The following is a 24,899-nucleotide window of genomic DNA, read 5'->3' as shown; positions in this document are numbered from 1 at the left end:
CTTAACCGGTGATGAATGCGGGCCAGACCTGGAACTGCAGATTCAGCAGCTTCACGAACGCCACGTAGCTGGCAACGGCCAGAATGGTGGACAAAATCAGCGAACCCTTGAGAGAGAAGTGCTCGCCAGCCATGCCAGCGACGATGGTCAGCGCATAGATGGCGACGATCAAACCAAAAGACGGCAGACCGATGATGGGAAGCCCGCCCAACAACACCCCGAACAACAAGTTGGCGCTGATCACGAACACCAGCGGTTTCCAAGCCACCTTGCCCAGTTTGTCACCCGCGCCATCCTGGGACTTGCGCAAGCCCTTGATCATCACGAGCAAGCCCAGCACGGTCAGCAAGATGCCCAGCAGAAGCGGGAAATAGCCCGGCCCCATGCGCGCGCCGGTTCCTATGGTGTATTCCCTCGCGCCAATCGCAAAGGCGCCGCCCACGATGACAAACATCAGGCCCGAGAAGAAATCCTTCTCGCTCTTGATCACTTTCACGCAAACTTCTCCTGAACCGGCCGGGGATAACCCCCAGCCCAAAAGGGGCACATTCTGCACCTGATCACCCTAGGGATTTGTTCTGGATTCTCCCTATAAACCCTTGCTTCTCCCGTCAAGCCTATGCATTTCACCGGCAAACCGGGGCTCCGCGACGGCATCGTGACCCATCATGTCGCTTATTGCGGGATGCGAACAATCCCTCTTTACGCTTCTTTACGTTTTGCTCACCCACTTGTGTGGGGCGCTCGCATCGCCCCTGCTTGCACACCCACGAAGCCTCGATCGTGGCAAGTCGAGGCCAGGGAGCCCGCTCACCACACGCCCCACAGCCCCTCAGTCCTTCTGGGGTGAGGGGGTCTCGGTGTCAAACACTGGCTCCAAGCCTTTCAACCATTTCAGCGCGGGCAGACCCCAGCGCGCCTCGATCGCCTCGGCACGCGCACTCAAGGCGACCCGTGCCGTGCGCTCGCGCAGCACGGCTCCTGGATCACCGCCGCCCGTTGCGCCATTGAAAGCCAGTACCACGGTATTGCCCTCGCGGGTGGCCTTGAAGCGCCACAGCGCCGAGCGCCCAAATGCCTCTGCCATGCGAGCCACGCTCTGATGGAAACTCGCGCGGCGGCCAAACAGGTTGACCGTCATGCAGCCCTGCTCGGTCAAGAGACGTCGGCACCCGGCATAGAACGCCACGCTGTCGAGCACGGGTGCAGCAGCCTCGTGGTCATAGAGGTCGACCTGCAAGGCGTCCACCGTGCCCCACCACTTGGGATCATCAATTTCCCGCTCCGCATCCGCCAGGACGATTTCCAGCAGAGGCCCTGGCTCGGGCAGGTGGAACCAGCCCCGACAAGCATTCAACACGCCAGGGTTCAGCTCAATGACCGTGGTCGGCATGCGCAACACCTTGACGCAGAACTTCGTCAGCGAACCCGCCCCCAGGCCCAATTGCATGGCGCGCCGACGTTGCACGCTGTCAGGCTCCACGAACAGCAACCAGGCCATCATGCGTTGCACATACTCGTGCACCAGGCGCACCGGGTCACGCAAATCCATGGAGCCCTGGATCCAGATGCTGTCCAGGTGCAGGTGTCGAATGCGCCCTTCGTCGGAAAACTGGACGTCGGGCAGGTAAGGAACGGATGCTGCTTTCAAGGTGCCGGCATTATCTACGCGACGCCTGCCCGCGTCGCCTCAGAGCAGTCCGGCTTGGACGGCCGCGTCGTACCAGGCGGCCCGCTTGCGCTCCAGGCTCCAACTTGCATTGGCAGGACTGCTGGACGGCAGTCGCACGACCGGCAAGCCCAGCGCCGCCGTGTGCTTGGCATGCTTGAAACTTTCTCCGCCGTTGTGCGCGATCACCTTGAGTTGCGGGCAGGTGGCCACTAGCGCCGAAAAGTCATTCACCACGGCATCTCGGATCGCGCTGTCCAAGCTACCCTGCCGCTCACAGCTCGCGTACACATCCCAAATGCCCAGACCCCGAGCCCGTACCCAGGCGCAACGCGCCGCGTAATCGCTGACCTCGGGCAGAGGGAACTCAGGCCACAGCGCCTGGAGGATTTTCCAGAAATGGTTCTGCGGATGCGCGTAATACTGCTGGTCGCGCAGGGAGGCAACACTGGGGAAACTGCCCAAAACCAACAGGCGTGTCTCCGGGCCGACGATGGGCGCCAAGCCGGTCAGTCGCGTCATGACGTTGCAAGATCGGTCGCCCCCAAAAGGGTGCGCAAGCGAGGCAAAGCCGCCAAGGCATTGGCCCGCGTGTCGCGCGCCAACTGGGCAAGTTCCAAGCCACGCAACTCGGCCAGAACCTGCGCGATGCGCGGCAACTCGCCGGGCTCGTTGCGCCCCTGGGCCAGGCCTTGATCGCGTTGCGCAGCCGTGGTGTAAAGCCAGTGCGGAGGGATATCTGGCGCATCGGTTTCCAACACCACGGCCTCCAGCGGCAAGACACGCGCCAACTCCCGCAGTTTCGTGGCGCGCTCATAGGTGAGCGCACCGCCAAAGCCCAGCTTGAACCCCAGGGCGATGAAAGCCTGCGCCTGCTGCAAGCTGCCATTGAAGGCGTGCGCGATGCCATGCCAGGACTCACCCGGCTCAGCAAAATCCCGCAAGCCCTTGAGCAGCAGGTCGGCCGAACGCCGCACATGCAGGATGACCGGCAGGCGGTGCTTTTTCGCGAGCTTGAGTTGCTCCCGGTAGAAGAACAACTGCCGCGTCCGCAAGGGTTCCTCGCACAAGGCGGGCACGAACAGGTCCAACCCGATCTCGCCCACGGCCACCAGCCGAGGATCGTCCCGATGCCGCGTCAGAGCTTGGTCCAGGCGGGCCAAATCGTCATCTTCGGCCGCTGGCACGAACAGGGGATGGATGCCCAGGGCGTAAGCATCACCGAACTCGTGTGCCAGGGCACGCGCGCGTTCGAAATCGCGCGCTTGCACCGCGGGCAGCACGCAACACATCACGCCCCGGTCACGTGCGCGAGCCCGCACCTCGGCGAGGTCCGACACGAACTCGGGCGCGTCAAGGTGCGCGTGTGTGTCGATAAAGGTGTCTCGAGGCGACGTCATGGCAAGGATGATGCCGCAAGCGGACGATCCGGCTGAATACTTGCCAAAAGCAAGTATTTACGCCACACTGGCCTCATGAACCACGCCTCCCCATCGGCCGACCCGACCTCGGCCAACCGCGCCGCGACCCTGCGCGCCTTCAACCGCTTTTACACGCGCCGCATCGGCGTGCTGCAGGATCGCCTGCTGGCATCGTCGTTTTCCCTGCCCGAGTCGCGCGTGCTCTGGGAACTGGCGCACACGCCTGGTTTGACCGCCACAGCGCTAGCGGAAACCCTGCAACTGGACGCGGGCTACCTGAGCCGCCTGGTTGCCGGCCTGCGAGAGCGCAAGCTGGTGAAGGCCGAGCGCGCGGCGCACGACGGCCGACAAACCTTGCTGACCCTCACCCTGGCAGGCCAACGCGCACTGGCGCCGCTGGAGCAACGCGCCCAAGCTCAGATGAGCGCCTTGCTCGCGCCGCTGTCGGAAAGCGAGCAGCAGGAGCTGCTGTACGCCGCCCAGCGCATCGAATCCTTGCTGGATCGTCGTCAAACGGGCACCGTGCGCTTGCGCGGACTGCGCCCGGGCGACGTCGGCTGGATGATTTCGCGCCACGCCGCGCTGTACGCACAGGAGCACGGTTGGGATGCCCGCTTCGAGGCCATGGTCGCGCGCATCGGCGCGGACTACATCGATCACTTGGACCCCCGGCGCGAATGCGCCTGGATCGCCGAGCGCATCGACACCTCGCTCACCCCGGAGGCAACCGGCGACACGGCCCATGCCCCAGGCCCCCCATTGGGCTGCGTTTTCCTCGTGCAGGCGCAGGACGAAACCCGGGGACAGCCTGAGCCCGGCGTGGCCCAGCTGCGCCTGTTGATCGTGGAACCCGCAGCACGGGGCTTAGGCATCGGCAAGCAATTGGTGGACGAGTGCACACGATTCGCGCGAGCGGCCGGTTATGAGCGCATCCGGTTGTGGACCAACAGCATTCTCATCCCCGCGCGCGCCCTTTACGCCCAGGCGGGCTACAAGCTCATCGCCAGCGAGCCGCACGAGAGCTTCGGCCAGCGCCTGGTCGGTGAAACCTGGGAGTTGCGGCTATGACGAACATGCCGGCCACGACCCACTGCCCCTGTGGCAGAGGCTTGCGCTACGCGAGCTGCTGCGAACGCTGGCACGGGAAGGCCCCAGAGGACGACAGCCCGCAGTCCGCCAGCCCGTTGGCGCCTCCGGCACCCAGCCCCTTGGCGCTGATGCGCTCTCGCTACAGCGCCTTTGTGCTTGGACGCAAGGACTACCTGCTGGCCACTTGGCATCCAGACACGCGTCCGGCTGCGCTGCATCTTGACCCCGCGACGCGGTGGCTGGGCCTGGAGGTGCGCGCAGCACAGGAAGATGGCGACCGCGGCACGGTGGAGTTCGTGGCACGCAGCAAGCTGGGCGGGCGTGCCACCCGCCTGCACGAAGTCAGCCGATTCCTCCGCATCGCGGGTCGCTGGTTCTACCTCGACGGCGAATTCCGAGCCTGAAACACGCGATACCGGCCTGGTCAACGAGCTTCGCGGGTCCCCTGGGGCGGCAGACCCACGCTTGGCGGTGCGATGCGCGCCGGTCCACGTTGCATGTGACGGTCGCGGCTCTGCACTTACCCCCGTACATCACGGGGGCTGCAAAAACCACCCGTCCGTGCTACCGTCTCGTCATCCCCTTCCGCAGGAGCCGATCATGCGTGTGCCGCCAGATCTGCCGTCGAGTGCGCTTCCCAGGCTGCTTGCCGGGTGGTCGCAGCGAGTGCGACCGCATTTCTGGCGCGGACTGGCAGTAGCGGCCCTGCTGGGCCTGCTGATCCAGACCCTGTGGCCCCAGCCCACTGAGCGCAAACTCACGCAACAGGACATCGACGCCGCCGTGCTCAAGACGCTGGAGACGGCCGTGCTGCCCTCGCCCGCCGCACGGGCCGCGGCCGCGATAGCGCCTGCGGTCGTGCGCGTGCAAAGCTTCACATCGAATGGCAAGGGCGGCGAGGAACCCCATGGCGTCGGCACGGGGGTGGTGATCGTCAACAGCGGCGTGATCCTCACCAATCTGCACGTGGTCGCCGGCGCCCAACGCGTCGAGGTCACGTTCTTCGACGGCAGCAGCTCTCCGGCCTACATCAGCAACACCCAGACCGAGAACGACCTGGCAGTGCTGCAAGCCCGCCGGGTGCCCGACGATATGGAACCCGCTACCCTGCGCTCGACTGCGGGCCTGCGGCCCGGCGACGGCGTGGTCGCCGTGGGCTTCCCCTTTGGCATCGGCCCCTCGGTGAGCAACGGCGTGGTCTCGGGCCTGGGGCGCAGTTTCCGCTCGCCCGAGGGCAAGCAGGTCATCGGCAACCTGATCCAGTTCGATGCCGCAGCCAACCCCGGCAACTCGGGCGGGCCATTGGTCACGCTGGACGGCCAGGTGGTCGGCATCGTGACCGCCATCCTGAACCCGAGCGACCAGCGCACTTTCATTGGCATCGGCTTCGCCGTGCCCATCGAGAACGCGGCCACGGCCGTGGGCATGCATCCCTTCTGAGCAGAAAGGTTCCCCATGAGCGCTCCCCCCCTGAACCTCACGCCGGCGGATGCCGCGCAAGCCGCCCGCCTGACGGAACAGATGTTGTACGAAGTCAAGCGCGTGGTCGTCGGGCAAGACCGTTTTCTGGAACGCGTGATGGTGGCCTTGCTGGCCCAAGGTCACCTGCTGGTCGAAGGTGCGCCGGGCCTGGCCAAGACGCTGACCGTCAAGACTTTGGCCCAGGTGGTGCGGGGGCAGTTCAAGCGCATCCAGTTCACACCTGACCTGGTACCCGCCGACCTGGTGGGCACGCGCGTTTACAACCAGAAGACGGGCGAGTTCGGCACGGTGCTGGGCCCGGTGTTCGCCAACTTGCTGCTGGCCGACGAAATCAACCGCGCGCCCGCCAAAGTGCAAAGCGCCCTGCTCGAAGCCATGCAGGAACGGCAAGTCACCATCGCGGGCGAGAGCCATGCGCTGCCTTCGCCTTATGTGGTGATGGCCACGCAGAACCCCATCGAGACCGAAGGCACCTACCCCTTGCCCGAGGCGCAGGTGGACCGCTTCATGTTCAAGGTGCTGGTGGACTATCCCAGCGAAGAAGAGGAATTCGTGATCGCCCAGCGCGTCACTGGCGCGGTGTCCGGCGAAGCCGCCGCGCAGCCCGCCGCGGTCGCTGACACGGCCCAGCTAGCCCGACTGCAGGCCTGGTGCCGCTCGGTGTATGTCGACCCGGTGCTGGTGCAGTACGCCGTCCGCTTGGTCGCCGCGACCCGGGAACCGAAACGCGCGGGCCTGCCGGAACTGGAACGCCTGCTGAGTTTTGGCGCCAGCCCACGCGCCACCTTGAGCCTGGTCGAGGGCGCACGCGCCCTGGCACTGCTGCGAGGCCGCAACTATGCGTTGCCCGAGGATTTCGGCGACCTCGCGGCCGACGTGCTGCGACACCGCCTCGTCCTATCCTATGAGGCGCTGAGCGAGGGCCTGGACAGCGACGCGCTCATCGGCCAGATCATGGCGCGCGTGCCACTGCCGGCCAAGGTCGTGGCGCACGACAAAGCCGCTTGAATCATGCAGCTGCGGAGCGCGCCCGAACACACCCTCCAGCGACTGGAGTGGACAGTGCTGCGTCGCCTCGACGGCCTGTTGCAGGGCGACTACCGCACCCTGCTGAGGGGCACGGGCTTGGACCTGGCCGATCTGCGCGAGTACCAGGAAGGGGACGACGTGCGCCACATCGACTGGAACGTCACCGCTCGCTTGGGCCACCCCCATGTGCGCGTCCACACCGAGGACCGTGAACTCAGCGCTTGGTTCCTGATCGACCTCAGCGCCTCGCTCAACTTCGGTTCAGGCCAACGCCCCAAACGCGCGCAACTGACGGACGTCGCCGCCGTGCTGGCGCGCCTGATCACACGACGAGGCAACCGCGTCGGTGCTTTGATCTATGACCGGGGCGTGCGTGCCATCCTGCCGCCTGGCACCAGCCGCCAGCATGTGCTGCGGTTGCTGCACCTGCTGCAAAGTTCACCAGAACAGACCGCGCAGACGGACGCTGGCCCCACTCGCCTGCACGAGCTGCTGGACGCGGCCAACCACCTGCTGCGCCGCCGTTGCGCGGTCTTCCTGATGTCGGACTTCCTGAGTGAACCGGGATGGGAACGCCCCTGCGCGCATCTGGCACGCCGCCACGATGTGGTGGCCGTGCACCTCTATGACCCGCTCGAGCGACAGTTGCCCAACCTTGGCCTGCTGCCCTTGCAAGACGTGGAGACCGGGGAAGTGCTGCTGGTGGACACTCAGGACCCGGTGTTTCGCGAACGATTCGCGCACCTGGCCGCGCAGCGCGAGGAGGTCCTGCATGACAGCCTGGCCCGCGCGGGTCTTGACCTGCTCGAACTGGCAGCGGATGACGATCTGCTGCCCGCGCTGCTGCGGTTCGTCCGTCTGCGCGCTGGACGCAACCGGGCAGGCGCGAACCGGCCTGGAGCCGTTACGCGGGCAGACCGCGGGCTGCGCCTGGTCGACAAGGAGGTCGCATGAGTTTCCTATGGCCCTCGTTGCTGCCCATGCTGCTGGCGCTGCCCATGCTGGTGGGCTTGTACGTCTGGCTGTGGCGGCGCAAACGCCGTCAAGTCGTGCCCTACGCCAGCCTGTCACTGATCAAACAGGCCATGGCGCCCCAGCGGCACTGGCGACGGCACCTGCCGCCCGCCCTGTTGCTGCTGGCGCTGACCTCGCTGTTGCTGGCGGCCGCGCGCCCCTTGGCGAGGATCGCCCTGCCCACCCAGCAAGAGACCATCATGTTGGCCATCGACGTGTCGGGCAGCATGCGCGCCACCGACGTTCAACCCAACCGTCTGGAAGCCGCGCAGGCCGCGGCCCGGGCTTTTTTGGCCGACCTGCCGCGCCACGTCAAGGTCGGCATCGTCGCCTTCGCGGGCTCGGCTCAGATCGCGCAACTGCCCACAACCAACCGCGAAGACCTGAACGCGGCCATCGATCGCTTCCAGCTGCAACGCGGCACCGCAATCGGCAACGGCATCGTCCTGTCGCTGGCAGCCATCTTTCCCGAGGGAGGCATTGACCTTGGACAGTTCTCCTCTGGCCGCCCTGGGCAGCCTCGCGGCCAATCCCTGGACATGCCGCCTCCCAGTCCACCGCCCACGCCCGTGGCCCCCGGTTCCTACGGCTCCGCGGCCGTCATTCTGCTCACCGATGGTCAACGCACCACAGGCATCGACCCACTGGAAGCCGCCAAGCTGGCCGCTGATCGGGGGGTGCGTGTCTACACCGTGGGCGTGGGCACGGTCGAGGGCGTGACGGTGGGCTTCGAGGGCTGGTCCATGCACGCGCGTCTGGACGAGGAGTCTCTCAAGCAGATCGCGCAGCAAACACGCGGGGAGTATTTCCATGCGGCCTCGGCCGAGGCATTGACGCAGGTCTACGAAACCCTGAGCTCGCGCCTGACGATCGAAAAGAAGGAAACTGAAATCACCGCATTGCTGGCCCTGCTCGGCGCCTTGTTGGTGATCGCCAGCGCCACGCTGTCCATGCTGTGGTTCCATCGCGTGGCCTGATGCGCCGCGGGACGATCAGGTCGCCTCGTCCTCGGCCGTGCCCGCGCTCCGTGAACTTCAGCCAGGGAAACGCGTGGGTCTGAGGGCTTGATGGTCCACCTCGACCATCCACAGCAAGGCAGCGCCCGCGCCGGAGCTCGCCCAGTCAGGCTCCTCACTCTGGATTTCGGCCAGCATGGCCGGGTCCGGCTGCGTCAGCAAGCGCAACAGCCGGGCGCGTTCTTCAGCCGCCAACTCGGGAACCACGCGCGCACAGGCGTGCGCCTTCATTCGCGCTCGCACGGCGGGCGGGGCGGTCTCATAGATTTCGCGGGCCAGCGCGTCGACCGTCACGGACGAAACCGGGAGCGTCGCGGTCTGAACAGCCGCATCACGTGGGTGCATGTTCATAGGCTCTCCTTCGCGAACCTGTTTCGCGGGCGTGTGGTCACGCCTCATCCAGTCGCTCGGCACGGATGATGAATCCCGGCTGTAGCGCGCCGATGCATCACGTGCAAACCTGGGTAAAGGGAAAGTAAACCCGCAGCGTCGATAGGCGTGGCGCTTGCGCGGAAATCCCGGGATGGGTATCGAGTCGACCTCAATTCACCAGCAAGCCGCGGTCGAGCCGCAGCGTGCGTTGGCAGCGCGCCGCCAGCGTTTCGTCGTGCGTGACGACGATGAAGGCCGTGCCCTGCTCGCGCGCGAGGCGCAACATCAGCTCAAACACCCCTTCCGCGGTGCCGCGGTCGAGGTTGCCGGTGGGCTCGTCGGCCAACACGCAGGCCGGCCGCGTGACCAGCGCCCGCGCGATCGCCACGCGCTGACGTTCGCCGCCGGAAAGTTCGGAGGGACGATGCATCAAGCGCGCCCCCAAACCCACGGCCTCCAGCACCCGCGCCGCTTGTTGCGCTGCGTCAGCGCGGGGCAGCCGGCGAATCCACAGCGGCATCGCCACGTTGTCCTGGGCGCTGAACTCGGGCAACAGGTGATGGAACTGGTAGACGAAGCCAAGGTGTTGGTTGCGCAAATGCCCTTGCACCGATGGCGCCAGGGTGGAGAAGTCCCGATCCATCAAGCGGACCTGCCCCGCACTGGGCGCATCGAGCCCGCCCAGCAAGTGCAACAGCGTGCTTTTGCCCGAACCCGAGGCGCCGACGATGGCGAGGATCTCGCCAGCGCGGACCTGCAAATCCACGCCGCGCAACACCGTCACGTCGAGCCGCCCCTCGGTGTAGCGCTTTTGCAATCCCGAGGCCTGCAAAACGGCACCGCCCGCAGGCATCGGGGAAGTGAGCGGGGCGCCCAGCGAAGACGTCACCGGGGTTTCATTCATAACGCAAGGCCTCCGCAGGATTCACGCGGCTGGCACGCCAGCTCGGGTACAGCGTGGCCACGAAAGCCAGCACCAGGGAAATCAGGGCGATGGGCACGATGTCGCTGGCCAGCGGTTCACTGGGCATGCGGCTGATCAGGTAGATGTCCTGGGGCAGGAAGCTGGCGTGCAGCAAGCGCTCCAGCGCGGGCACCAGCACATCGATGTTGAAGGCCACGCCCAGCCCCAGCGCCAAGCCCGCGAACGTGCCGATCACGCCCACCAGCGAGCCTTGCACCACGAACACCCCCATGATGCTGGCCGGACTGGCGCCCAGCGTGCGCAAGATGGCGATGTCGGCGCGCTTGTCGGTCACGGTCATCACCAGCGTGGAAACGAGGTTGAAGGCCGCGACGGCAACGATGAGCGTGAGGATGATGAACATCATGCGTTTTTCAAGCTGTACGGCGGCGAACCAGGTGCGGTTCTGCTGCGTCCAGTCGCGCACCACCAGGTCATGGTTCTGCTGCCGGGTCAGGCTGACGATCAGGTCGGAAGCAACATCGCGCGCCTGATGCAAGTCCTTGAGCTTCACGCGGATGCCGGTAGCCCCCTCCAGCCGGAAGATGCGCGCAGCGTCGGCCACGTGCATCAGCGCCAGGCCCGCGTCGTATTCGTAATGGCCGGAATGGAACAGGCCCACCACCGTCATTTGCTTCATGCGCGGCAGCACGCCCGCGGGCGTGACCTGGCCACTGGGCGCGATCAGCGTCACCGGATCGCCCACCCGCACGCCCAGCTGACGCGCCAACTCGCGCCCGAGCACGATGCCGAATTCACCGGGCACCAGACGTGCCAGAACGCTGGCGTTGGGGGCATCCCCTTGCACTCCCCCAGAGAGATCAGTCACCTGGCCTTCAAGGCCGGGCACGATGCCACGCAGCACCGCGCCCTTCATGTCCTCGCCTCGGGCCAGCAAGGCCTGCGCGGCGATGAATGGCGCCGCGCCGACGACCTGTGGGTGCTCGCGCACGAGTTCCAGCGTGCGCCCAGCGTCCGGCAGGGCCAGTCCGTCGGCGGAATAGATTTCGATGTGCGACACCACGCCCAGCATGCGGTCACGCACCTCTTTCTGAAAGCCGTTCATCACGGACAGCACGATGATGAGGGCGGCCACCCCGAGCGCGATGCCCAGCATCGACACCCCTGAAATGAAAGAGATGAAGCCATTGCGCCGCGTCGCCCGGCCGGCGCGCGTGTAGCGCCAGCCCAGGCTCAGTTCATAAGGCCATTCCATGCAGGTCCTGTCGGTTCTTTTGTGGATTGCTCGAAGCGGTGGGACTGTACAGGACAATCGGCGCATGCCTTCTCAGCAGCTCCTGATTCCCCATGCCCTGGTGGACGACGCCGAGGCCGCGCCTGCAGCCAGGGCGGCGTTGTCCACCGCCTTCAAGAATGGCCTTCTGCTACCCGGCCTGCAAAGCCATTTGGATCGGGTCACGCCACGGACTCGGCGCTTGGATGCCCAGGGCGTGGTTGGCGCGGACGAAGACGTCCTGGCTCGGGCTCAAGGCCTGGACCCAGAGACGCCGCCATGGGCCGCATTGCGCGCGCGAGCCTTGGGCTTGCCCAACGCGAGCGCCATGGCATGGGCCTTTCTCACTCCCGCGCACTGGGTCCTGCCGCAAGGCGTCGGCCAGACCCAGGTGAGTCTGAGTGACCCGGGGCAACTGCGGCTGAATGAAGCCGAGGCTCGAGCCCTCTGCGCCGCCATGCAACCGTATTTCTCCGAAGACGGCCTGACACTGCACATCGACACCCCCGCACAGTGGCTGGTCTGCGGCGCGCCTTTGCAGGGCCTGCGCAGCCCCGCGCCCGAGCGCGTGCTGGCGCTGGGCGGGGACGTGGCGCCTTGGTTGCCGTCCACATCACCGGGCGCGCCGCTGCTGCGCCGCCTGCAGAACGAGATGCAAATGCTGCTCTACACCCACGCAGCCAACGACGCACGCGAGTCCCGAGGCCTGCCCTCCGTGAACTCCTTCTGGCTCCATGGCTGCGGCGCGCTGGGCGCGGCGCCCGAGCCGCAGAACGACTGGACCGTGCTGGAGTTTCTGCGTGAACCTGCTTTGCGCGGGTATACCCAGGGTGATTGGCGGGCCTGGGCGGACGCCTGGCGCGAACTGGATGCCCGCTTGCAGGCGACGACGCAAGCGCAGACCACGCCGCCCGGTCTTGTGCTCTGCGGTCTCCACACCATCGTCACCTTGGAGCACGCTGAGCGCCCCTCCCGTGGTTTATGGCGCCGCCTGCGTCGACGCCTCCAGCCGAACCGCCAGAATGCGGCCCTCGCAGCATTCTTGTGTCCCGCATGAAAATCGTCACCCGTGATGTACCGCCCCGCGCGGCCTGGGCGCTGGAACAGGCCGGAGTGCACCCGCTGCTCGCACGTCTGTATGCCGCCCGCGGCGTGCGCGACACAGAGGAGCTGGACGACGCCCTTGGACGGTTGCTGCCACCGACCACGCTCAAGGGCACGGCCGAAGCCGCCGCGCTGCTGGCCGACGCGATTGCCGCCAACCAGCGCCTGTGCATCGTGGCCGATTACGACTGCGACGGTGCCACGGCCTGCGCCGTCGGCATTCGCGGCCTGCGCATGCTGGGCGCACGCCACGTGCACTACCTCGTCCCCGACCGGGTGGTGGACGGCTATGGCCTCACCGCCCCCATCACCCGGCGTGTGAAGGACAGCGGCGCGGACCTGCTGATCACCGTGGACAACGGCATCGCCAGCGTGGAAGGCGTGGCCTTGGCGCGCGAACTTGGCATGCGGGTGCTGGTCACCGACCACCACCTGCCCGCAGCTGAGCTGCCGGCGGCGGACGTCATCGTGAACCCCAATCAACCAGGCGACGATTTCGAGAGCAAGTCACTGGCCGGCGTGGGCGTGATGTTCTACGTGCTGCTGGCGCTGCGCGCGGAGTTGCGCGCCCGGGGTGTATTTGATGATGCATCGAGCGCCGCGCAGGGCCGCCCCAAGCAAGCGAGCACCCCCTCGGGGGGCAGCGCAGTAGACGACGCGACAAGCGTGGGGGCCAAGAATCCACAGCCCAAACTCGACGCACTGCTGCCCCTGGTCGCGCTGGGCACCGTGGCCGACGTGGTGAAGCTGGACGCCAATAACCGTCGCCTGGTCGCGCAGGGGCTCAAGCGGATACGCGCGGGCCACATGCCCGAGGGCCTGCGCGCGCTGTTCGATGTGGCTTCTCGCAAACCCGCGCAGGCCAGCGCTTTCGATTTCGGTTTCGCGCTCGGGCCGCGGATCAACGCCGCCGGGCGGTTGGCGGACATGACACTGGGCATCGAGCTGCTCCTGACCGACGATGCCGGCCGGGCCGACGAGCTGGCGCGGATGCTGGACGGCATCAATCGCGAGCGGCGCGAGATCGAAGGCGAGATGCGGGCGCAGGCGCTGGAGATCGTTGAACACATTTTTGCCCAAGGAAGAGCCGCCGAGCCGTCGCCGGGCCGCACCAAGAGGGCGAGCGGCCCCGGTCCCAGCGAGACGCGGGGCGAGCCTGCGACCGGGGGCGGCGAGGACACGGCCGAGCCGAGCGTGGAGGCCAATATTTCAGCGCTCTGCGTGTTCGACCCCAGTTTCCACGAGGGCGTGGTAGGCATCGTCGCGGCACGGCTGAAGGACAAGTTGCATCGCCCCAGCTTTGTGTTCGCGGCCAGCCGGGCGCCCGGCCACGAGGGCGAGCTGAAGGGCTCGGGACGTTCCATTCCCGGCTTCCACCTGCGCGACGCGCTGGACCTGGTGTCCAAGCGCCATCCGGGTGTGCTGCTGCGTTTCGGTGGCCACGCCATGGCGGCGGGGTGCACCATCGCCGAGTCTCATTTCGAGGTGTTCGAACGCGCGCTGGACGAGGTCGCGCGCGAATGGCTGGATGCAGCCACCCTGACACGCCGCATCGAGACCGACGGCGCCCTGCCCGCCGAGTACCGCCGCACGGACGTGGTGGATGCGCTGGCGCGCGAGGTCTGGGGCCAGGGCTTCGCCCCCCCCACCTTCAGCGAAGAGGTGGAAGTGCTCTCGCAACGACTGGTGGCCGAAAAGCATCTGGCACTCAAGCTCAGGCATCAAGGCCAACCGGTCGACGGCATCTGGTTTGGCCGCGCCGAACCGTTGCCGCCCAGCCACAGTCGGATCAAACTGGCATTTCGCCTGGAGGCCGACGAATGGCAGGGCGTGCGTCGGCTGCGCTTCCTGGTCGAAGGCGCCGAGCTTTAGTGTTGGCCGGGCCGGAGAACGCCACCCGGACAGGTGCCCCGCGAGGGTATGCCCTTCCCCCATTCCTGGGATGGACCCCTGCGGGACTTCAAATTTAGAGTTTGCGGATTTGCTCGTCCCCGGCTGCCCATGAACATCCGCCAACCCATCCATCTGATGGGGGAGATCCCCCGACCTGCACCCAATGCGCAGGTGGGCTCTGCGCCCGAACACACCGCCAGAACATCGCGCGGGGCTGCGCGCAAGCGTTGGAAACACCCTACGGATCGTGCGCGCGCGCATTGGCTGGTGCGCATGAACTACTCCAACCGCTTTTGCGTCTGTGCTTTGCTGGGCCTGCCCGTGGGCGCGCACCTGACAGACATCGGCGCGCCTCTGTGGCTTTGGGGTCTGCTGGTCGCACAGTTCTACCTCTACCCCCATGTGCTGTACTGGCGTGCGCGACGGGCACACGATCAACTGCGGGCGGAGAAACCACACCTCTTGCTGGACTGCGTGGCCAGCGGTGCCTGGGCTGCTGGTCTGGGGTTCCCGACCTGGCTGAGCTTCGCACTGTTCGCGTGCAACAACATCAACTTCGTGGCGTACTACGGAGGGCAAACCGGGGTACCCCGATTGGTGGGGGCCATGGGCGTGGGTGCCGCGGTGGTCTGGTTCAGTGGAATGCACTACCCGCTGAATCCGGACACGGGCCTCGCCGCGACAGTCTTGTCCATGGTGGCGCTCACGCTCTATCTGGTGGCCTTCGGTCACACCGGCCACCAGCGCGCCTTGGCGTGGCGCAAGAGCAATCTGAAACTGCGGGAGCAATACAAGAAAATCAACGCCTTGCAAGCCCGATTGCGTGAGCAGGCCGTGCGCGATCCGCTCACGGGCTTGTACAACCGCCGTCACCTGGGCGAGGTGCTTGAGCCCGAACTCGCGCGCTGCCGCGCGGCTCGCTCCTCGCTGGCGGTGGTGCTGATCGACGTCGACCATTTCAAGTGCATCAACGACACCCGTGGGCACGCCGTCGGCGACATGGTGTTGCAAAGCCTGGCCCAGCTCATGCAGCGTCACGTGCGCGCGCAGGACATGGTGTTCCGCTATGGCGGTGAGGAGTTTCTGCTGTTGCTGCCGGACATTTCGCTGGAAACCGCGACCCAGCGCGCCGAGGCCTTGCGCACGGCCTTTGGCCAAACACCGATGCGCGTCAGCGCCAAGGACGCTCCACCGCTGAACGTCACGCTGTCATGCGGCGTCGCCGCCTTCCCCCTGCATGCTGAACAGGGCGAAGCATTGATCAGTTGTGCCGACCAAGCGCTCTACGCCGCGAAACGCCAGGGACGCAATCGCACCCAGGTCTGGCCGCAAGCGGTCCAGGCCGCGTGCGCTTGAAGAGGCCCCGACTCAGAACAGGCCCCAGCCGTCCTTGTCTTGCGCGGCCGCTGCAGTGCTGTTGCTTAACTGACGGGGCTCGGAGACGCGCCCTGTCTTCAAGGGGGGCGCAGCAGGCCGTGCCTTCGGCGGCGCAGAGCGCAGCGCGGCCGCTTGAGGCACTGACGCGGCGGCGGCCCCGGCCAGGGTCTGCTGATGGACCTTGAACACCGCGACCGCCTCCGACAGGCGCCGGGCCTGATCCCGCAGGGAAGACGCCGCCGCGCTGGATTCCTCCACCAAGGCTGCGTTCTGCTGGGTGACTTGATCCAGGTTCGTCACCGCTTGATTCACTTGCTTGATGCCATCACGCTGCTCGGAAGCAGCCGCGGTGATTTCGCCGATCAAGTCAGAGACGCGCTTCACGCCAGAGACGATCTCCTCCATGCCCTTGCCAGCCTGGGCCACCTGGATCGATCCCATCTGCACCGCATCCACGGAGTTGCCGATCAGGCCCTTGATCTCTTTCGCGGCTTCGGCGCTGCGTTGCGCCAGGCTGCGAACCTCGCCCGCGACCACCGCGAAGCCGCGACCTTGCTCGCCCGCGCGGGCGGCTTCCACCGCCGCGTTGAGCGCCAAGATGTTGGTCTGGAAAGCGATGCCATCGATCACACCGATGATGTCGTTGATCTTGGTGGACGCATCGGTGATCAGCTTCATGCTTTCAATCACTTGCTGCACCACGTTGCCACCCTCACGGGCCGATTGCGCGGCCTGCGACGCCAGCTGATTCGCTTGAGTCGCCGTGTCGGCCGACTGTCCCACCGTGGAGGTGAACTCCTGCAGACTGGCTGCGGTTTCCTCCAGATTGGCGGCCATCTGCTCGGTTCGAGCCGAGAGGTCGGTATTGCCACTGGCGATTTCGCCCGAGGCTGCGCTCACGGCCTCGACGCTGGAACGCACTTCGGCGATCACGCCTCGCAAGCGCTCGGCCATCGTTGCGGTGGCGCGCAGGAGGTTGCCGAATTCGTCGGTGCGCCGGACGATGACCGTGACCGTCAGATCGCCGCTGGCGATCGCTTCCGTCACCTTGACGGCGTGCGCCAGCGGCTTGGTGATGGCGGTGATCAGGTACATCGCGAGCAGGATGCCCAACACGACGATCACGGCTGCGCAAGCAAAGGCGATGAAGAGCAACCGGGTCTGCGCGGCTTCGGCGGCGGCCACGGCGTCATCGCGGCTCTTTTCCTGAACCTGGACAAATTTGTTGATCGCACCGATGTAAGCGGCGGCGCGCGGCTTGTATTCCTTTTCCACGAAGGCCTGCCGAGCGGCCATGTCGGCGCCCTGGCTGATCAATTCGTTGATCTTGGGCGATAGACCACGGACTTCGGCACGTATGGCCGCCACCGCCTCCAACGCTGCTTTCTCCTCGGGCGTGTCAACTTCCTTGTTGATCTTTTCCTGCACAGGATTCAGGCTGGCCGTGATGGCGGCCACCTTGTCGCTCAGGACCTGCGTCAGGGTTGGATCGGCGGACACCATGCGCCCCATGGACATGTCCATCGCACTTTCCGCTCGGTCACGCCAATGCGTAGCGATGGTGATGCGCCCCTCGGCCGTGCGGACCTGCGCCAGCGCGGTGTCGGCCAGGTTTTCAAAACGCAGCAGAGTCACCACCGAAAGCGTCAGCAAGGACAGCATCAGTAGCAGCACGGTGGCCCAGAGTTTGTGGGCCACGCGCAGGTCGTCGAAGAATTTCATGAGCTTTGCTATCTTTGGTGAAAGTTATTTCTTTACTAAAAGGGATTGATAGCATCTATTGAAAAGCAGCTTGCTCTGCCTCTCAAGGTCGCGCGGTCACCGCGAGTGGCTTGTCATCCCTTTGCCTCTGTCTTCTGTGTTTTCGACGCGCCGCCTGAAATCTGTAACTCCCCCTGACACCGACCGGACGCAGTCCGCTTTCGACAGCCCTCTAAAATCCCCAACATGGCCTCCTATCTGAATGCCGACCTTCATTGCCATTCCGTGGCGTCTGACGGCACCCTGACGCCGGAGGCCCTGGCCCAGCGCGCGAAATCAGCGGGGGTCGAGCTGTGGGCGCTCACCGACCATGATGAGGTGAGCGGACAGCAACGCGCCATGGCTGCGGCTCGTGCGCAAGGTCTGCCCTATCTCACAGGGGTTGAAATCTCCATCACCTTCGCCGGCCAGACCGTGCACATCGTCGGCCTAGGCTTTGATGCCTCTGACACCCGACTGGTCGAAGGCTTGCGCCAGACGCGTGGCGGGCGGGGTGAGCGAGCGCGTGAAATGAGCGCGCAACTGGCGCAAGCCGGCATCCCGGGAGCTTACGAGGGGGCGCTCAAGTACGTGGGCAACCCGGAACTGATCTCACGCACCCATTTCGCCCGCTACTTGGTGGAAGCAGGTGTCTGCAGTGATACGAACGAGGTGTTCCGACGCTTCCTGACGGAAGGCAAACCCGGTTACATCCCGCACCGTTGGGCCACGCTGGGTGACGCGGTGGACTGGATCACCCGCGCGGGCGGTCTGGCCGTGATCGCACACCCGGGACGGTACAAATTCACCCCCAATGAGGAATACGCCCTGTTTTCGGAGTTCAAGCAACACGGGGGGCGGGGCGTTGAGGTCGTGACCGGAAGCCACCTGCCCAGCGAATACGTTAAATATGCCGACATGGCCATGGAATTTGACTTGGCCGCCTCGCGTGGGAGTGACTTTCACAGTCCCGACGAATCACGCATCGACCTCGGTGCCCTGCCTTACCTGCCCGGCCAGCTCATCCCCATCTGGGAATTGCTGTCCGAGCGCATCCACCACTGACTCACTGCTTTCATGACTTCTCTTCTTGCTCGCCGCAACACGGCCGGCGGCATGCTGCTCGCGTTGGCCGCGCTGGCCTGCTTCGCGACCCTGGACACCTCCGCCAAGATCGTCGCCCTCACCCTGCCGGTGCTGCTGGGGCTGTGGTTCCGCTACATCTTTCAAGCCGTGCTGACCACGGTGGTGATGCTCCCGCAGCGGGGCAGCGCCATCTTCCATACGCAACGCCTGGGCCTGCATGCGCTGCGCGGTGCACTGCTCGCGGTGACCAGCCTGCTGACATTTCTCAGCGTGAAGTACATGCCCGTGGGCGAGTTCACTGCCATCGCCATGATCGCGCCGCTGGTGGTCACCCTGCTCGCGGCCACGCTCTTGGGTGAATATGTCTCGCGCCTGCGCTGGGTCTTGGTGGCGGGCGGCTTCATCGGCACGCTCATCATCATCCGACCTGGCGGCGATCTTTTCGGCTGGCATGTGCTCTTGCCCTTGGCCCAGGTGGGCACGCATTCGGCCTTCCAGCTCCTGACCGGCAAGATGGTGCAGACCGAGGATGCTGTCACCATGCACTTCTACACGGGCTGGGTCGGCGCACTGCTGGCTTCGCTGGCCCTGCCCTTCATCTGGGTCACGCCGCAGACGCTGACCGAATGGAGCGCGCTGGTGCTGATGGGGCTGACGGGCACCATTGGCCACTTCGCGCTGATCCAGGCCTATCGGCGCGCGCCAGCTTCCTCGCTGATGCCGCTGATGTATGTGCAAATCGCCTTTGCCATGTTCGCAGGCTGGCTCGTCTTCGGTCATTTGGCCGACGGCTGGGGCTTGCTGGGCATGCTGTTGATCGCCAGTTGCGGCGCGGCCAGCGCATGGCTGGCCCTGCGCGAGAAACAGGCGGAGCGCCCCAAGGATTTCCAGAACAGCGTGCTGCGCGAGCCGATGGAAGTCTGACTCCCCTCCACTCGCTGCACTTCAGTCAACGATCCGCCGAGCCAACTTCACGTCAGCGCCTGAACCGCCATGGCCCAGTTATTCGAAGTCCATCCCGACAACCCGCAGCAACGTCTGCTCAAGCAGGCCGTGGCCCTGCTCACGTCGGGCCAGGTCTTGGCCGTGCCCACCGATTCCTGCTACGCCTTGGTCTGCCACTTGGACGACAAGTCAGCCGCGGAGCGTCTGCGCGCGATTCGGCGCATCGACGACAAGCACCATCTGACCCTGCTCTGCCGCGACCTGTCGGAACTGGCGAACTACGCGCGCGTGGACAACCGCCAGTACCGTCTGCTCAAGGCCGCGACGCCAGGACCCTGGGCTTTCATTCTGGAGGCCAGCAAGGAAGTACCCCGACGCTTGAGTCATCCCGCGCGCAAGACCATCGGCCTGCGCGTACCGGACCACAAAGTGCTGCAGGAACTGCTGGCGCTGCACGGTGCACCCTTGCTGGCGACCACGCTGATTCCAGCCGCAGAGGTCGAGCCACTGAACGATGCCCAGGAGATCCGCGCCCGTTACCAGCAGGAGTTGTCTGCCGTGATTGACGCGGGGGCCTGTCCACTGGAGCCAACGACGGTGATCGACCTCACGGGGGACGAACCTGAAATCATCCGGCGGGGACGGGGTGATCCGGCGGTGCTGGGGTTGTGAAACTCCCGCTACTCGCGTGATCGGCGAGTGGGGTAGTTGAACGTTCACGGTTTTCAGGTCGCGGTTGGCTGGCTCCGCGAGGCGCGGGGGGGCAACCGTCCGCCTCATGAGATTTGCTGCGCAAATCAAAATCGGCGGCGCGGTCGCCCGCCCGCACCTCGCTGGAATGGATGGGCACTCGCACAAAGCACCCGCATCCGCACCCGCATCCGCACCCGCACCCGCACCCGTACCCGCGCCGGCACTGGCACTGGCACAGCCGACCAGGCCTGTGGCAGGCGCGCGGGGCAGGGAATCCCGACGATTTGGATTTGCGCAGCAAATCCCATGAGGAGCGGTTCCTTGCCCCGCGCGCCTGCCACCCCCAGCCAAAGCCCGAGCCCGTGACACCGACGACACCCCAACCCCGCAGGACCCAGGCATTGCGGGAATGAGACAATCCCTTCCGTGGATTTCAACAACCTGATTCAAACCGTCCTCATCTACGCCCTGCCCGTGATCTTCGCCATCACGGTCCACGAAGCAGCCCACGGCTACGCAGCCAAGCGCTTCGGCGACGACACCGCCTGGATGCTCGGACGCATGACGCTCAACCCCGTCAAGCACATCGACCCGCTCGGCACTTTGCTGATGCCCGTGTTGATTTACTTCGCCACGGCGGGTGCCTTCGTCTTCGGTTACGCCAAGCCGGTGCCGGTGCGCTTCGACCGCCTGCGCCACCCCAAGCGCGACATGGTCTGGGTGGCCCTGGCCGGGCCGGGCGCCAACCTGCTGCAGGCGTTGCTCTGGGCCATCTTGCTGTTCGTGCTGATCGCCTTGGGCCTGAACACGCAGGCCAGCGAACGCTTCTTCCTCGAGATGTGCCGCGCGGGCGTGCTGGTCAACGTAGTGATGTTCGCCTTCAACCTGTTCCCGCTGCCTCCGTTGGATGGCGGCCGGGTGCTGGTCGGGCTGCTGCCGAACAAGCAGGCCTACTGGCTGGCGCGTGTCGAACCCTGGGGCTTCTTCATCGTGCTGGGCCTGGTCATGCTGGGCCTGGTCAGCACGTACTGGATGCAACCCGTGATGCGCCTGACCTACGATCTGCTTGACGTGCTGCTGACACCCGTCACTTACCTGCTGCGCTAATTTCACGAAGAAACCCGCGACATGAGCAACGAGACTCCCAGCAACAAGACCTTGCGCGTCCTGACCGGCATCACCACCTCGGGAACTCCCCACCTGGGCAACTACGTCGGCGCCATCCGCCCCACCGTCATCGCCAGCCGCACCGCAGGCATGGAGGGTTACTACTTCCTAGCCGACTACCACGCCCTCATCAAGACCGGCGGCGACCCGGCCCGCGTGCAGCGCAGCACGCTGGAGATAGCCGCCACTTGGATCGCGGCCGGCCTGGACCCCGAGCGCGTGACCTTCTACCGCCAAAGCGACATCCCCGAGATTCCCGAGCTGACGTGGTTCCTCACCTGCGTCTGCGGCAAGGGCCTGCTCAACCGGGCGCACGCCTACAAGGCTGCGGTCGACAAGAACCGCGAGAAACGGGCAGCGGCAGGTGCCGCGGGCTTGGACGAAGACGAAGACGCGGGCGTCTCCGCCGGGCTCTTCATGTACCCCGTGCTGATGGCGGCGGACATCCTGATGTTCAATGCCCACCGCGTGCCCGTAGGCCGTGACCAGATCCAGCACATCGAGATGGCGCGCGACATCGGCACCAGCTTCAACCATCTTTACGGTGAGCACTTCACCCTGCCCGAGGCTCAGATCGAGGAAACCGTGGCCACGCTGCCCGGCCTGGACGGGCGCAAGATGAGCAAGAGCTACGACAACACCATCCCACTATTCACGCCGCGCGATCAGTTGAAGAAACTCATCGCCGGCATCAAGACCGACTCACGCGCGCCCGGTGAACCCAAGGACACCGAAGGTTCGGCCCTGTTCCAGATCTACGAAGCCTTCGCCACGCCCGAGGAAACAGCGCAACTGCGCCGGGCCTACGCCGAAGGCATCTCCTGGGGCCAGGCCAAGGAACTGCTGTTCGAGCGCATCGATCGCGAAATCGCGCCCATGCGCGAGACCTACCAGAGCCTGATCGACCACCCCGAGCGGCTGGAAGACATGCTCAAGGCCGGCGCGGCCAAGGCCCGACGCATCGCCACGCCCTTCACCGCCAAGCTGCGTCACGCCGTGGGCCTGCGCGACCTGCGCGCGCAAGCCACGGACAAGAAAAGCAAAGCGACCAAGGCCGCGCTGCCCAGCTTCAAGCAATACCGCGAAGCCGATGGCCAGTTCTATTTCAAGTTCGTCGATGCCCAAGGCCAGTTGCTGCTGCAAAGCACAGGTTACGCCAGCCCCAAGGACGCGGGCGCGGCCATCAAAGCCCTGCAGGCCGACGATGCGGCGCTGGCACAACTGCCCGCACCAGCCGACGTCGACGCCGTGCGCGCGGCCCTGCGCATACTTCGCGAGGCCGCCGAGGCGGCTTGAACGAGTAGCGAAGCACGTGGAGGCCATGCACAGCGGCTGAGGGGGCGCAAAAGCCAGCGTCGTGCTGCTACAATCCGATGCTTCGACACATGTGTCAAAAGCCGGAGAGGTGGCAGAGTGGTCGAATGTACCTGACTCGAAATCAGGCGTAGGCGCAAGCCTACCGTGGGTTCGAATCCCACCCTCTCCGCCAAGTTTTCAACGGGTTGCTGCAGAAATGCCGCAACCCGTTGTTGTTTCTGGGCTGACCTTTCGGATTCTGATCTCAAAAGCAGGTTGGCGACTGAAGTGCAGGTCAAGTGCTCGGGAGGCACGGAGCCCCTCAATCGGTGATCGATGGCAAGTCCAACAAAAGAAAAAGCCCGGTGCCATCCGTCCGAGACGGGTGACCACCGGGCTTCTCAGCGACAGGCCTAGGCCGCCAGCGTGCTCATCAAAACACGCCCCACTCGCCGTCATCGTCCTTGGCATTCGCCGACACCGGCGCAAGCTTGGGCTTGGACGCTTTAGCCAAGGTGGACGTCAAGCGCGGCGGCGGGACGGGGACAGAGCGCAATGGAGCGGCGGGCTGCAGCTTGGTCGCCAAGGCTGGCGCCGCAGAAGCAGGCATAGGCACAGGCGCGGGACGCGCGATCTGCGCGGCCACCGGCGTACCGGCGCCCACGTTGAACACCGCGACCACCTGCGCCAGGCGCACGGCCTGGTCGCGCAGCGCGGACGCCGCCGAGGCGGATTCCTCCACGAGGGAGGCGTTCTGCTGCGTCATTTGGTCCAGGGTGCTGATGGCCTGGTTGACTTGGTTGATGCCGTCTCGTTGTTCCGTCGCCGAGCTGGTGATCTCGCCGATCAGGTCGGATACGCGCTTCACGTTGGTGACGATTTCGTCCATGGCGGCACCAGCTTGTTCGACCTGGGTCGAACCCGCCGCCACAGTTGCCACCGAGGCGCCGATCAATGTCTTGATTTCCTTCGCCGCGTCCGCACTGCGACCCGCCAGACTGCGCACTTCGCTGGCCACCACGGCAAAGCCCCGTCCTTGTTCTCCCGCACGCGCAGCCTCGACCGCGGCGTTCAGGGCCAGGATGTTGGTTTGGAAGGCAATCCCGTCGATCACGCTGATGATGTCATTGATCTTCTTGGAGGAGTCGCTGATCTGCTGCATGCTCTGAACCACCTGTCCCATCACTTCGCCGCCACGAACGGCCGAGTCGGCGGCGGAGGTCACCAATTGGTTCGCCTGCCGCGCCGTGTCGGCGGACTGGGCCACGGTACTGGTCAACTGTTCGATGCTGGCTGCGGTTTCTTGCAGATTGGCGGCGGTCTGTTCGGTGCGCGCGGACAAGTCTTGGTTGCCGCTGGCGATTTCGTCGGAGGCGTTGGACACCGACTCCACGCCCGTACGGACCTTGGCGACGAGTTGGCGCAGGCGCTCGTTCATGTCGGCCAGAGCCTGCAGCAGCAGGCCAAATTCATCCTTGCGGCGCGTCTGGAGGGTTTGGGTCAGGTCCCCCTCGGCAATGGCCTGGGCGACGGTGACGGCACTGTCCAGGGGCTTGGTGATGGAGAGCACCAGCCAACGGATCAGCCCCACGCTCAAGGCCAAAACCACCAACACGCCCACACCGCTGATCACGAGCAAGCGCCGGTGCTGCGCTTCCATTTCTGCGCGGGCTTCGTCTCGCTGAGCTTCCTGCTCGGTGATGTACTTGCCGATCGTCGCGAGGTAGACGCTTTGCGTCGGCCGGTATTGGCTTTCGACGAAAGCCAGCAAACCCGCCTGATCCTGAGCCTCCTCGAATTTCTTCATCTGATCTCGGTTGGCAAGCACAGTGACGCGAAGCTTGCCAATCTCGGCCAAGACGGCCTTGTCGCGGTCAGAGCGGGCACTCTTGGAGATTTGTTCTTGAACCGGCGAGATGCGCTTGCTGAGTTCAAGGGAGCGCGCCTCGAAGTCAGCACGCAGGGCAGCGTCAGTGACCTTGGCTCGACTCAGGGTCATGGCCGTGGCCAGCTCAGCCAGGCCCTGCCAGCGCACCGCGGTCGCGATCGCAGACTCGTAGTGCGCCACCACCTCGGAGGCACGATCGGTGGCGGAACGCAGCGCGATCTGCCCCCAAATGCCGACCACCACGATCAAGGTCAGCAGACCCATGATGACCAGCCAGAGCTTTTGCGCCACGCGCAAATTGTTGATATTCATTCAGCTACCCCTAGGCCCAAGCACGGGCGCGTCAACAAACACCATCGCGGGACGATGGGCTTCACAAAGTCGACACCGGGGAAAGAAGGGCCTACACCGCTCACCTGC

General features: G+C 65.4%; 23 protein-coding genes and 1 tRNA gene. 15 read left to right on the top strand and 9 right to left on the bottom strand.

Going from position 1 to position 24,899, the window contains the following annotated elements:
* Position 1: 1 nt before the first annotated feature.
* The 4 genes from ACLBKS_RS07555 to ACLBKS_RS07540 form a co-directional block, all read right to left on the bottom strand.
* Positions 2-454 carry a tripartite tricarboxylate transporter TctB family protein gene (locus ACLBKS_RS07555; protein WP_410192361.1) on the bottom strand — a complete coding sequence of 151 codons (453 nt, stop codon included), beginning with the start codon at positions 452-454 and terminating at the stop codon, positions 2-4.
* 378 nt (positions 455-832) lie between these two features.
* Positions 833-1,651: a spermidine synthase gene (locus ACLBKS_RS07550; RefSeq protein ID WP_410192180.1), complete on the bottom strand. Its 819-nt coding sequence runs from the start codon at positions 1,649-1,651 to the stop codon at positions 833-835.
* A gap of 39 nt (positions 1,652-1,690) precedes the next feature.
* Positions 1,691-2,191 carry a DNA-deoxyinosine glycosylase gene (locus tag ACLBKS_RS07545; RefSeq protein WP_410192179.1) on the bottom strand — a complete coding sequence of 167 codons (501 nt, stop codon included), beginning with the start codon at positions 2,189-2,191 and terminating at the stop codon, positions 1,691-1,693.
* Entirely contained in the window at positions 2,188-3,069 is an 882-nt protein-coding gene (locus ACLBKS_RS07540) for a TatD family hydrolase (protein ID WP_410192178.1), read from the bottom strand. Before ACLBKS_RS07540 ends, ACLBKS_RS07545 begins: the two co-directional genes overlap by 4 nt.
* Before the next feature lie 75 nt (positions 3,070-3,144).
* On the opposite strand from ACLBKS_RS07540, the gene ACLBKS_RS07535 reads away from it, so the two are divergent.
* From ACLBKS_RS07535 to ACLBKS_RS07510, 6 genes are all read left to right on the top strand, one after another.
* A complete protein-coding gene (locus tag ACLBKS_RS07535) occupies positions 3,145-4,158 on the top strand; it encodes a GNAT family N-acetyltransferase (RefSeq protein WP_410192177.1) in 1,014 nt (337 codons plus the stop codon).
* Between the two features lie 5 nt (positions 4,159-4,163).
* Entirely contained in the window at positions 4,164-4,583 is a 420-nt protein-coding gene (locus ACLBKS_RS07530; RefSeq protein WP_410192360.1) for a YchJ family protein, read from the top strand.
* Between the two features lie 196 nt (positions 4,584-4,779).
* On the top strand, positions 4,780-5,619 hold the full coding sequence (locus tag ACLBKS_RS07525) for a S1C family serine protease (RefSeq protein ID WP_410192176.1): 840 nt from the start codon (positions 4,780-4,782) through the stop codon (positions 5,617-5,619).
* A gap of 15 nt (positions 5,620-5,634) precedes the next feature.
* A complete protein-coding gene (locus ACLBKS_RS07520; protein ID WP_410192175.1) occupies positions 5,635-6,669 on the top strand; it encodes an AAA family ATPase in 1,035 nt (344 codons plus the stop codon).
* 3 nt (positions 6,670-6,672) lie between these two features.
* On the top strand, positions 6,673-7,644 hold the full coding sequence (locus ACLBKS_RS07515; RefSeq protein WP_410192174.1) for a DUF58 domain-containing protein: 972 nt from the start codon (positions 6,673-6,675) through the stop codon (positions 7,642-7,644).
* The gene (locus ACLBKS_RS07510; RefSeq protein WP_410192173.1) at positions 7,641-8,681 is read left to right on the top strand and encodes a VWA domain-containing protein; all 1,041 of its coding nucleotides are present in this window, start codon (positions 7,641-7,643) and stop codon (positions 8,679-8,681) included. The genes ACLBKS_RS07515 and ACLBKS_RS07510 overlap by 4 nt, the downstream gene beginning before the upstream one ends.
* Before the next feature lie 57 nt (positions 8,682-8,738).
* Here the strand turns inward: ACLBKS_RS07510 and ACLBKS_RS07505 are convergent, their stop codons facing one another.
* The 3 genes from ACLBKS_RS07505 to ACLBKS_RS07495 all read right to left on the bottom strand — a co-directional run bounded on the left by ACLBKS_RS07505 (position 8,739) and on the right by ACLBKS_RS07495 (position 11,272).
* On the bottom strand, positions 8,739-9,071 hold the full coding sequence (locus ACLBKS_RS07505; RefSeq protein ID WP_410192172.1) for a hypothetical protein: 333 nt from the start codon (positions 9,069-9,071) through the stop codon (positions 8,739-8,741).
* A gap of 190 nt (positions 9,072-9,261) precedes the next feature.
* Positions 9,262-9,996: a lipoprotein-releasing ABC transporter ATP-binding protein LolD gene (gene lolD / locus ACLBKS_RS07500; RefSeq protein WP_410192171.1), complete on the bottom strand. Its 735-nt coding sequence runs from the start codon at positions 9,994-9,996 to the stop codon at positions 9,262-9,264.
* Positions 9,989-11,272 carry a lipoprotein-releasing ABC transporter permease subunit gene (locus tag ACLBKS_RS07495; RefSeq protein WP_410192170.1) on the bottom strand — a complete coding sequence of 428 codons (1,284 nt, stop codon included), beginning with the start codon at positions 11,270-11,272 and terminating at the stop codon, positions 9,989-9,991. Before ACLBKS_RS07495 ends, lolD begins: the two co-directional genes overlap by 8 nt.
* Positions 11,273-11,336: 64 nt before the next feature.
* Here ACLBKS_RS07495 and ACLBKS_RS07490 point away from each other — a divergent pair, with 64 nt between their 5' ends.
* The 3 genes from ACLBKS_RS07490 (at position 11,337) to ACLBKS_RS07480 (ending at position 15,643) form a co-directional block, all read left to right on the top strand.
* Positions 11,337-12,347 carry a phosphoglycerate mutase gene (locus tag ACLBKS_RS07490; protein ID WP_410192169.1) on the top strand — a complete coding sequence of 337 codons (1,011 nt, stop codon included), beginning with the start codon at positions 11,337-11,339 and terminating at the stop codon, positions 12,345-12,347.
* A complete protein-coding gene (gene recJ, locus ACLBKS_RS07485; protein ID WP_410192168.1) occupies positions 12,344-14,266 on the top strand; it encodes a single-stranded-DNA-specific exonuclease RecJ in 1,923 nt (640 codons plus the stop codon). The genes ACLBKS_RS07490 and recJ overlap by 4 nt, the downstream gene beginning before the upstream one ends.
* A gap of 129 nt (positions 14,267-14,395) precedes the next feature.
* Entirely contained in the window at positions 14,396-15,643 is a 1,248-nt protein-coding gene (locus tag ACLBKS_RS07480; protein ID WP_410192167.1) for a diguanylate cyclase, read from the top strand.
* Between the two features lie 12 nt (positions 15,644-15,655).
* On the opposite strand, the gene ACLBKS_RS07475 is transcribed toward ACLBKS_RS07480, so the two are convergent.
* The gene (locus ACLBKS_RS07475; RefSeq protein WP_410192166.1) at positions 15,656-17,386 is read right to left on the bottom strand and encodes a methyl-accepting chemotaxis protein; all 1,731 of its coding nucleotides are present in this window, start codon (positions 17,384-17,386) and stop codon (positions 15,656-15,658) included.
* 225 nt (positions 17,387-17,611) lie between these two features.
* On the opposite strand from ACLBKS_RS07475, the gene ACLBKS_RS07470 reads away from it, so the two are divergent.
* The 6 genes from ACLBKS_RS07470 to ACLBKS_RS07445 all read left to right on the top strand — a co-directional run bounded on the left by ACLBKS_RS07470 (position 17,612) and on the right by ACLBKS_RS07445 (position 22,784).
* Positions 17,612-18,469, top strand: coding sequence for a 3',5'-nucleoside bisphosphate phosphatase (locus tag ACLBKS_RS07470; RefSeq protein ID WP_410192165.1), 858 nt, complete (start codon positions 17,612-17,614; stop codon positions 18,467-18,469).
* A 12-nt stretch (positions 18,470-18,481) separates the two neighbouring features.
* On the top strand, positions 18,482-19,414 hold the full coding sequence (locus ACLBKS_RS07465; protein WP_410192164.1) for a DMT family transporter: 933 nt from the start codon (positions 18,482-18,484) through the stop codon (positions 19,412-19,414).
* A gap of 69 nt (positions 19,415-19,483) precedes the next feature.
* Complete coding sequence (locus tag ACLBKS_RS07460) at positions 19,484-20,107, top strand: L-threonylcarbamoyladenylate synthase (protein WP_410192163.1); 624 nt, start codon at positions 19,484-19,486, stop codon at positions 20,105-20,107.
* 447 nt (positions 20,108-20,554) lie between these two features.
* Positions 20,555-21,235 carry a site-2 protease family protein gene (locus ACLBKS_RS07455; RefSeq protein ID WP_410192162.1) on the top strand — a complete coding sequence of 227 codons (681 nt, stop codon included), beginning with the start codon at positions 20,555-20,557 and terminating at the stop codon, positions 21,233-21,235.
* 21 nt (positions 21,236-21,256) lie between these two features.
* Positions 21,257-22,591, top strand: coding sequence for a tryptophan--tRNA ligase (locus tag ACLBKS_RS07450; RefSeq protein ID WP_410192161.1), 1,335 nt, complete (start codon positions 21,257-21,259; stop codon positions 22,589-22,591).
* Between the two features lie 103 nt (positions 22,592-22,694).
* A tRNA-Ser gene (locus tag ACLBKS_RS07445) sits at positions 22,695-22,784 on the top strand.
* Between the two features lie 240 nt (positions 22,785-23,024).
* Here the strand turns inward: ACLBKS_RS07445 and ACLBKS_RS07440 are convergent.
* Complete coding sequence (locus ACLBKS_RS07440; protein WP_410192160.1) at positions 23,025-24,791, bottom strand: methyl-accepting chemotaxis protein; 1,767 nt, start codon at positions 24,789-24,791, stop codon at positions 23,025-23,027.
* Positions 24,792-24,899 lie beyond the last annotated feature (108 nt).

It is taken from the genome of Hylemonella sp. W303a (assembly GCF_046452315.1).
Taxonomy (GTDB): Bacteria; Pseudomonadota; Gammaproteobacteria; order Burkholderiales; family Burkholderiaceae_C; genus Hylemonella.
Note: the sequence above shows the minus strand (reverse complement) of the source record. Positions and strands in the feature narration are given on the sequence as shown.

Coding starts and splice junctions, on each gene's coding strand:
- ACLBKS_RS07555 (WP_410192361.1), bottom strand. CDS start 454: ATGTTTGTCATCGTGGGCGGCGCCTTTGCGATTGGCGCGAGGGAATAC.
- ACLBKS_RS07545 (WP_410192179.1), bottom strand. CDS start 2,191: ATGACGCGACTGACCGGCTTGGCGCCCATCGTCGGCCCGGAGACACGC.
- ACLBKS_RS07540 (WP_410192178.1), bottom strand. CDS start 3,069: ATGACGTCGCCTCGAGACACCTTTATCGACACACACGCGCACCTTGAC.
- ACLBKS_RS07535 (WP_410192177.1), top strand. CDS start 3,145: ATGAACCACGCCTCCCCATCGGCCGACCCGACCTCGGCCAACCGCGCC.
- ACLBKS_RS07530 (WP_410192360.1), top strand. CDS start 4,164: ATGCCGGCCACGACCCACTGCCCCTGTGGCAGAGGCTTGCGCTACGCG.
- ACLBKS_RS07525 (WP_410192176.1), top strand. CDS start 4,780: ATGCGTGTGCCGCCAGATCTGCCGTCGAGTGCGCTTCCCAGGCTGCTT.
- ACLBKS_RS07520 (WP_410192175.1), top strand. CDS start 5,635: ATGAGCGCTCCCCCCCTGAACCTCACGCCGGCGGATGCCGCGCAAGCC.
- ACLBKS_RS07515 (WP_410192174.1), top strand. CDS start 6,673: ATGCAGCTGCGGAGCGCGCCCGAACACACCCTCCAGCGACTGGAGTGG.
- ACLBKS_RS07510 (WP_410192173.1), top strand. CDS start 7,641: ATGAGTTTCCTATGGCCCTCGTTGCTGCCCATGCTGCTGGCGCTGCCC.
- ACLBKS_RS07505 (WP_410192172.1), bottom strand. CDS start 9,071: ATGAACATGCACCCACGTGATGCGGCTGTTCAGACCGCGACGCTCCCG.
- lolD (WP_410192171.1), bottom strand. CDS start 9,996: ATGAATGAAACCCCGGTGACGTCTTCGCTGGGCGCCCCGCTCACTTCC.
- ACLBKS_RS07495 (WP_410192170.1), bottom strand. CDS start 11,272: ATGGAATGGCCTTATGAACTGAGCCTGGGCTGGCGCTACACGCGCGCC.
- ACLBKS_RS07490 (WP_410192169.1), top strand. CDS start 11,337: ATGCCTTCTCAGCAGCTCCTGATTCCCCATGCCCTGGTGGACGACGCC.
- recJ (WP_410192168.1), top strand. CDS start 12,344: ATGAAAATCGTCACCCGTGATGTACCGCCCCGCGCGGCCTGGGCGCTG.
- ACLBKS_RS07480 (WP_410192167.1), top strand. CDS start 14,396: ATGAACATCCGCCAACCCATCCATCTGATGGGGGAGATCCCCCGACCT.
- ACLBKS_RS07475 (WP_410192166.1), bottom strand. CDS start 17,386: ATGAAATTCTTCGACGACCTGCGCGTGGCCCACAAACTCTGGGCCACC.
- ACLBKS_RS07470 (WP_410192165.1), top strand. CDS start 17,612: ATGGCCTCCTATCTGAATGCCGACCTTCATTGCCATTCCGTGGCGTCT.
- ACLBKS_RS07465 (WP_410192164.1), top strand. CDS start 18,482: ATGACTTCTCTTCTTGCTCGCCGCAACACGGCCGGCGGCATGCTGCTC.
- ACLBKS_RS07460 (WP_410192163.1), top strand. CDS start 19,484: ATGGCCCAGTTATTCGAAGTCCATCCCGACAACCCGCAGCAACGTCTG.
- ACLBKS_RS07450 (WP_410192161.1), top strand. CDS start 21,257: ATGAGCAACGAGACTCCCAGCAACAAGACCTTGCGCGTCCTGACCGGC.
- ACLBKS_RS07440 (WP_410192160.1), bottom strand. CDS start 24,791: ATGAATATCAACAATTTGCGCGTGGCGCAAAAGCTCTGGCTGGTCATC.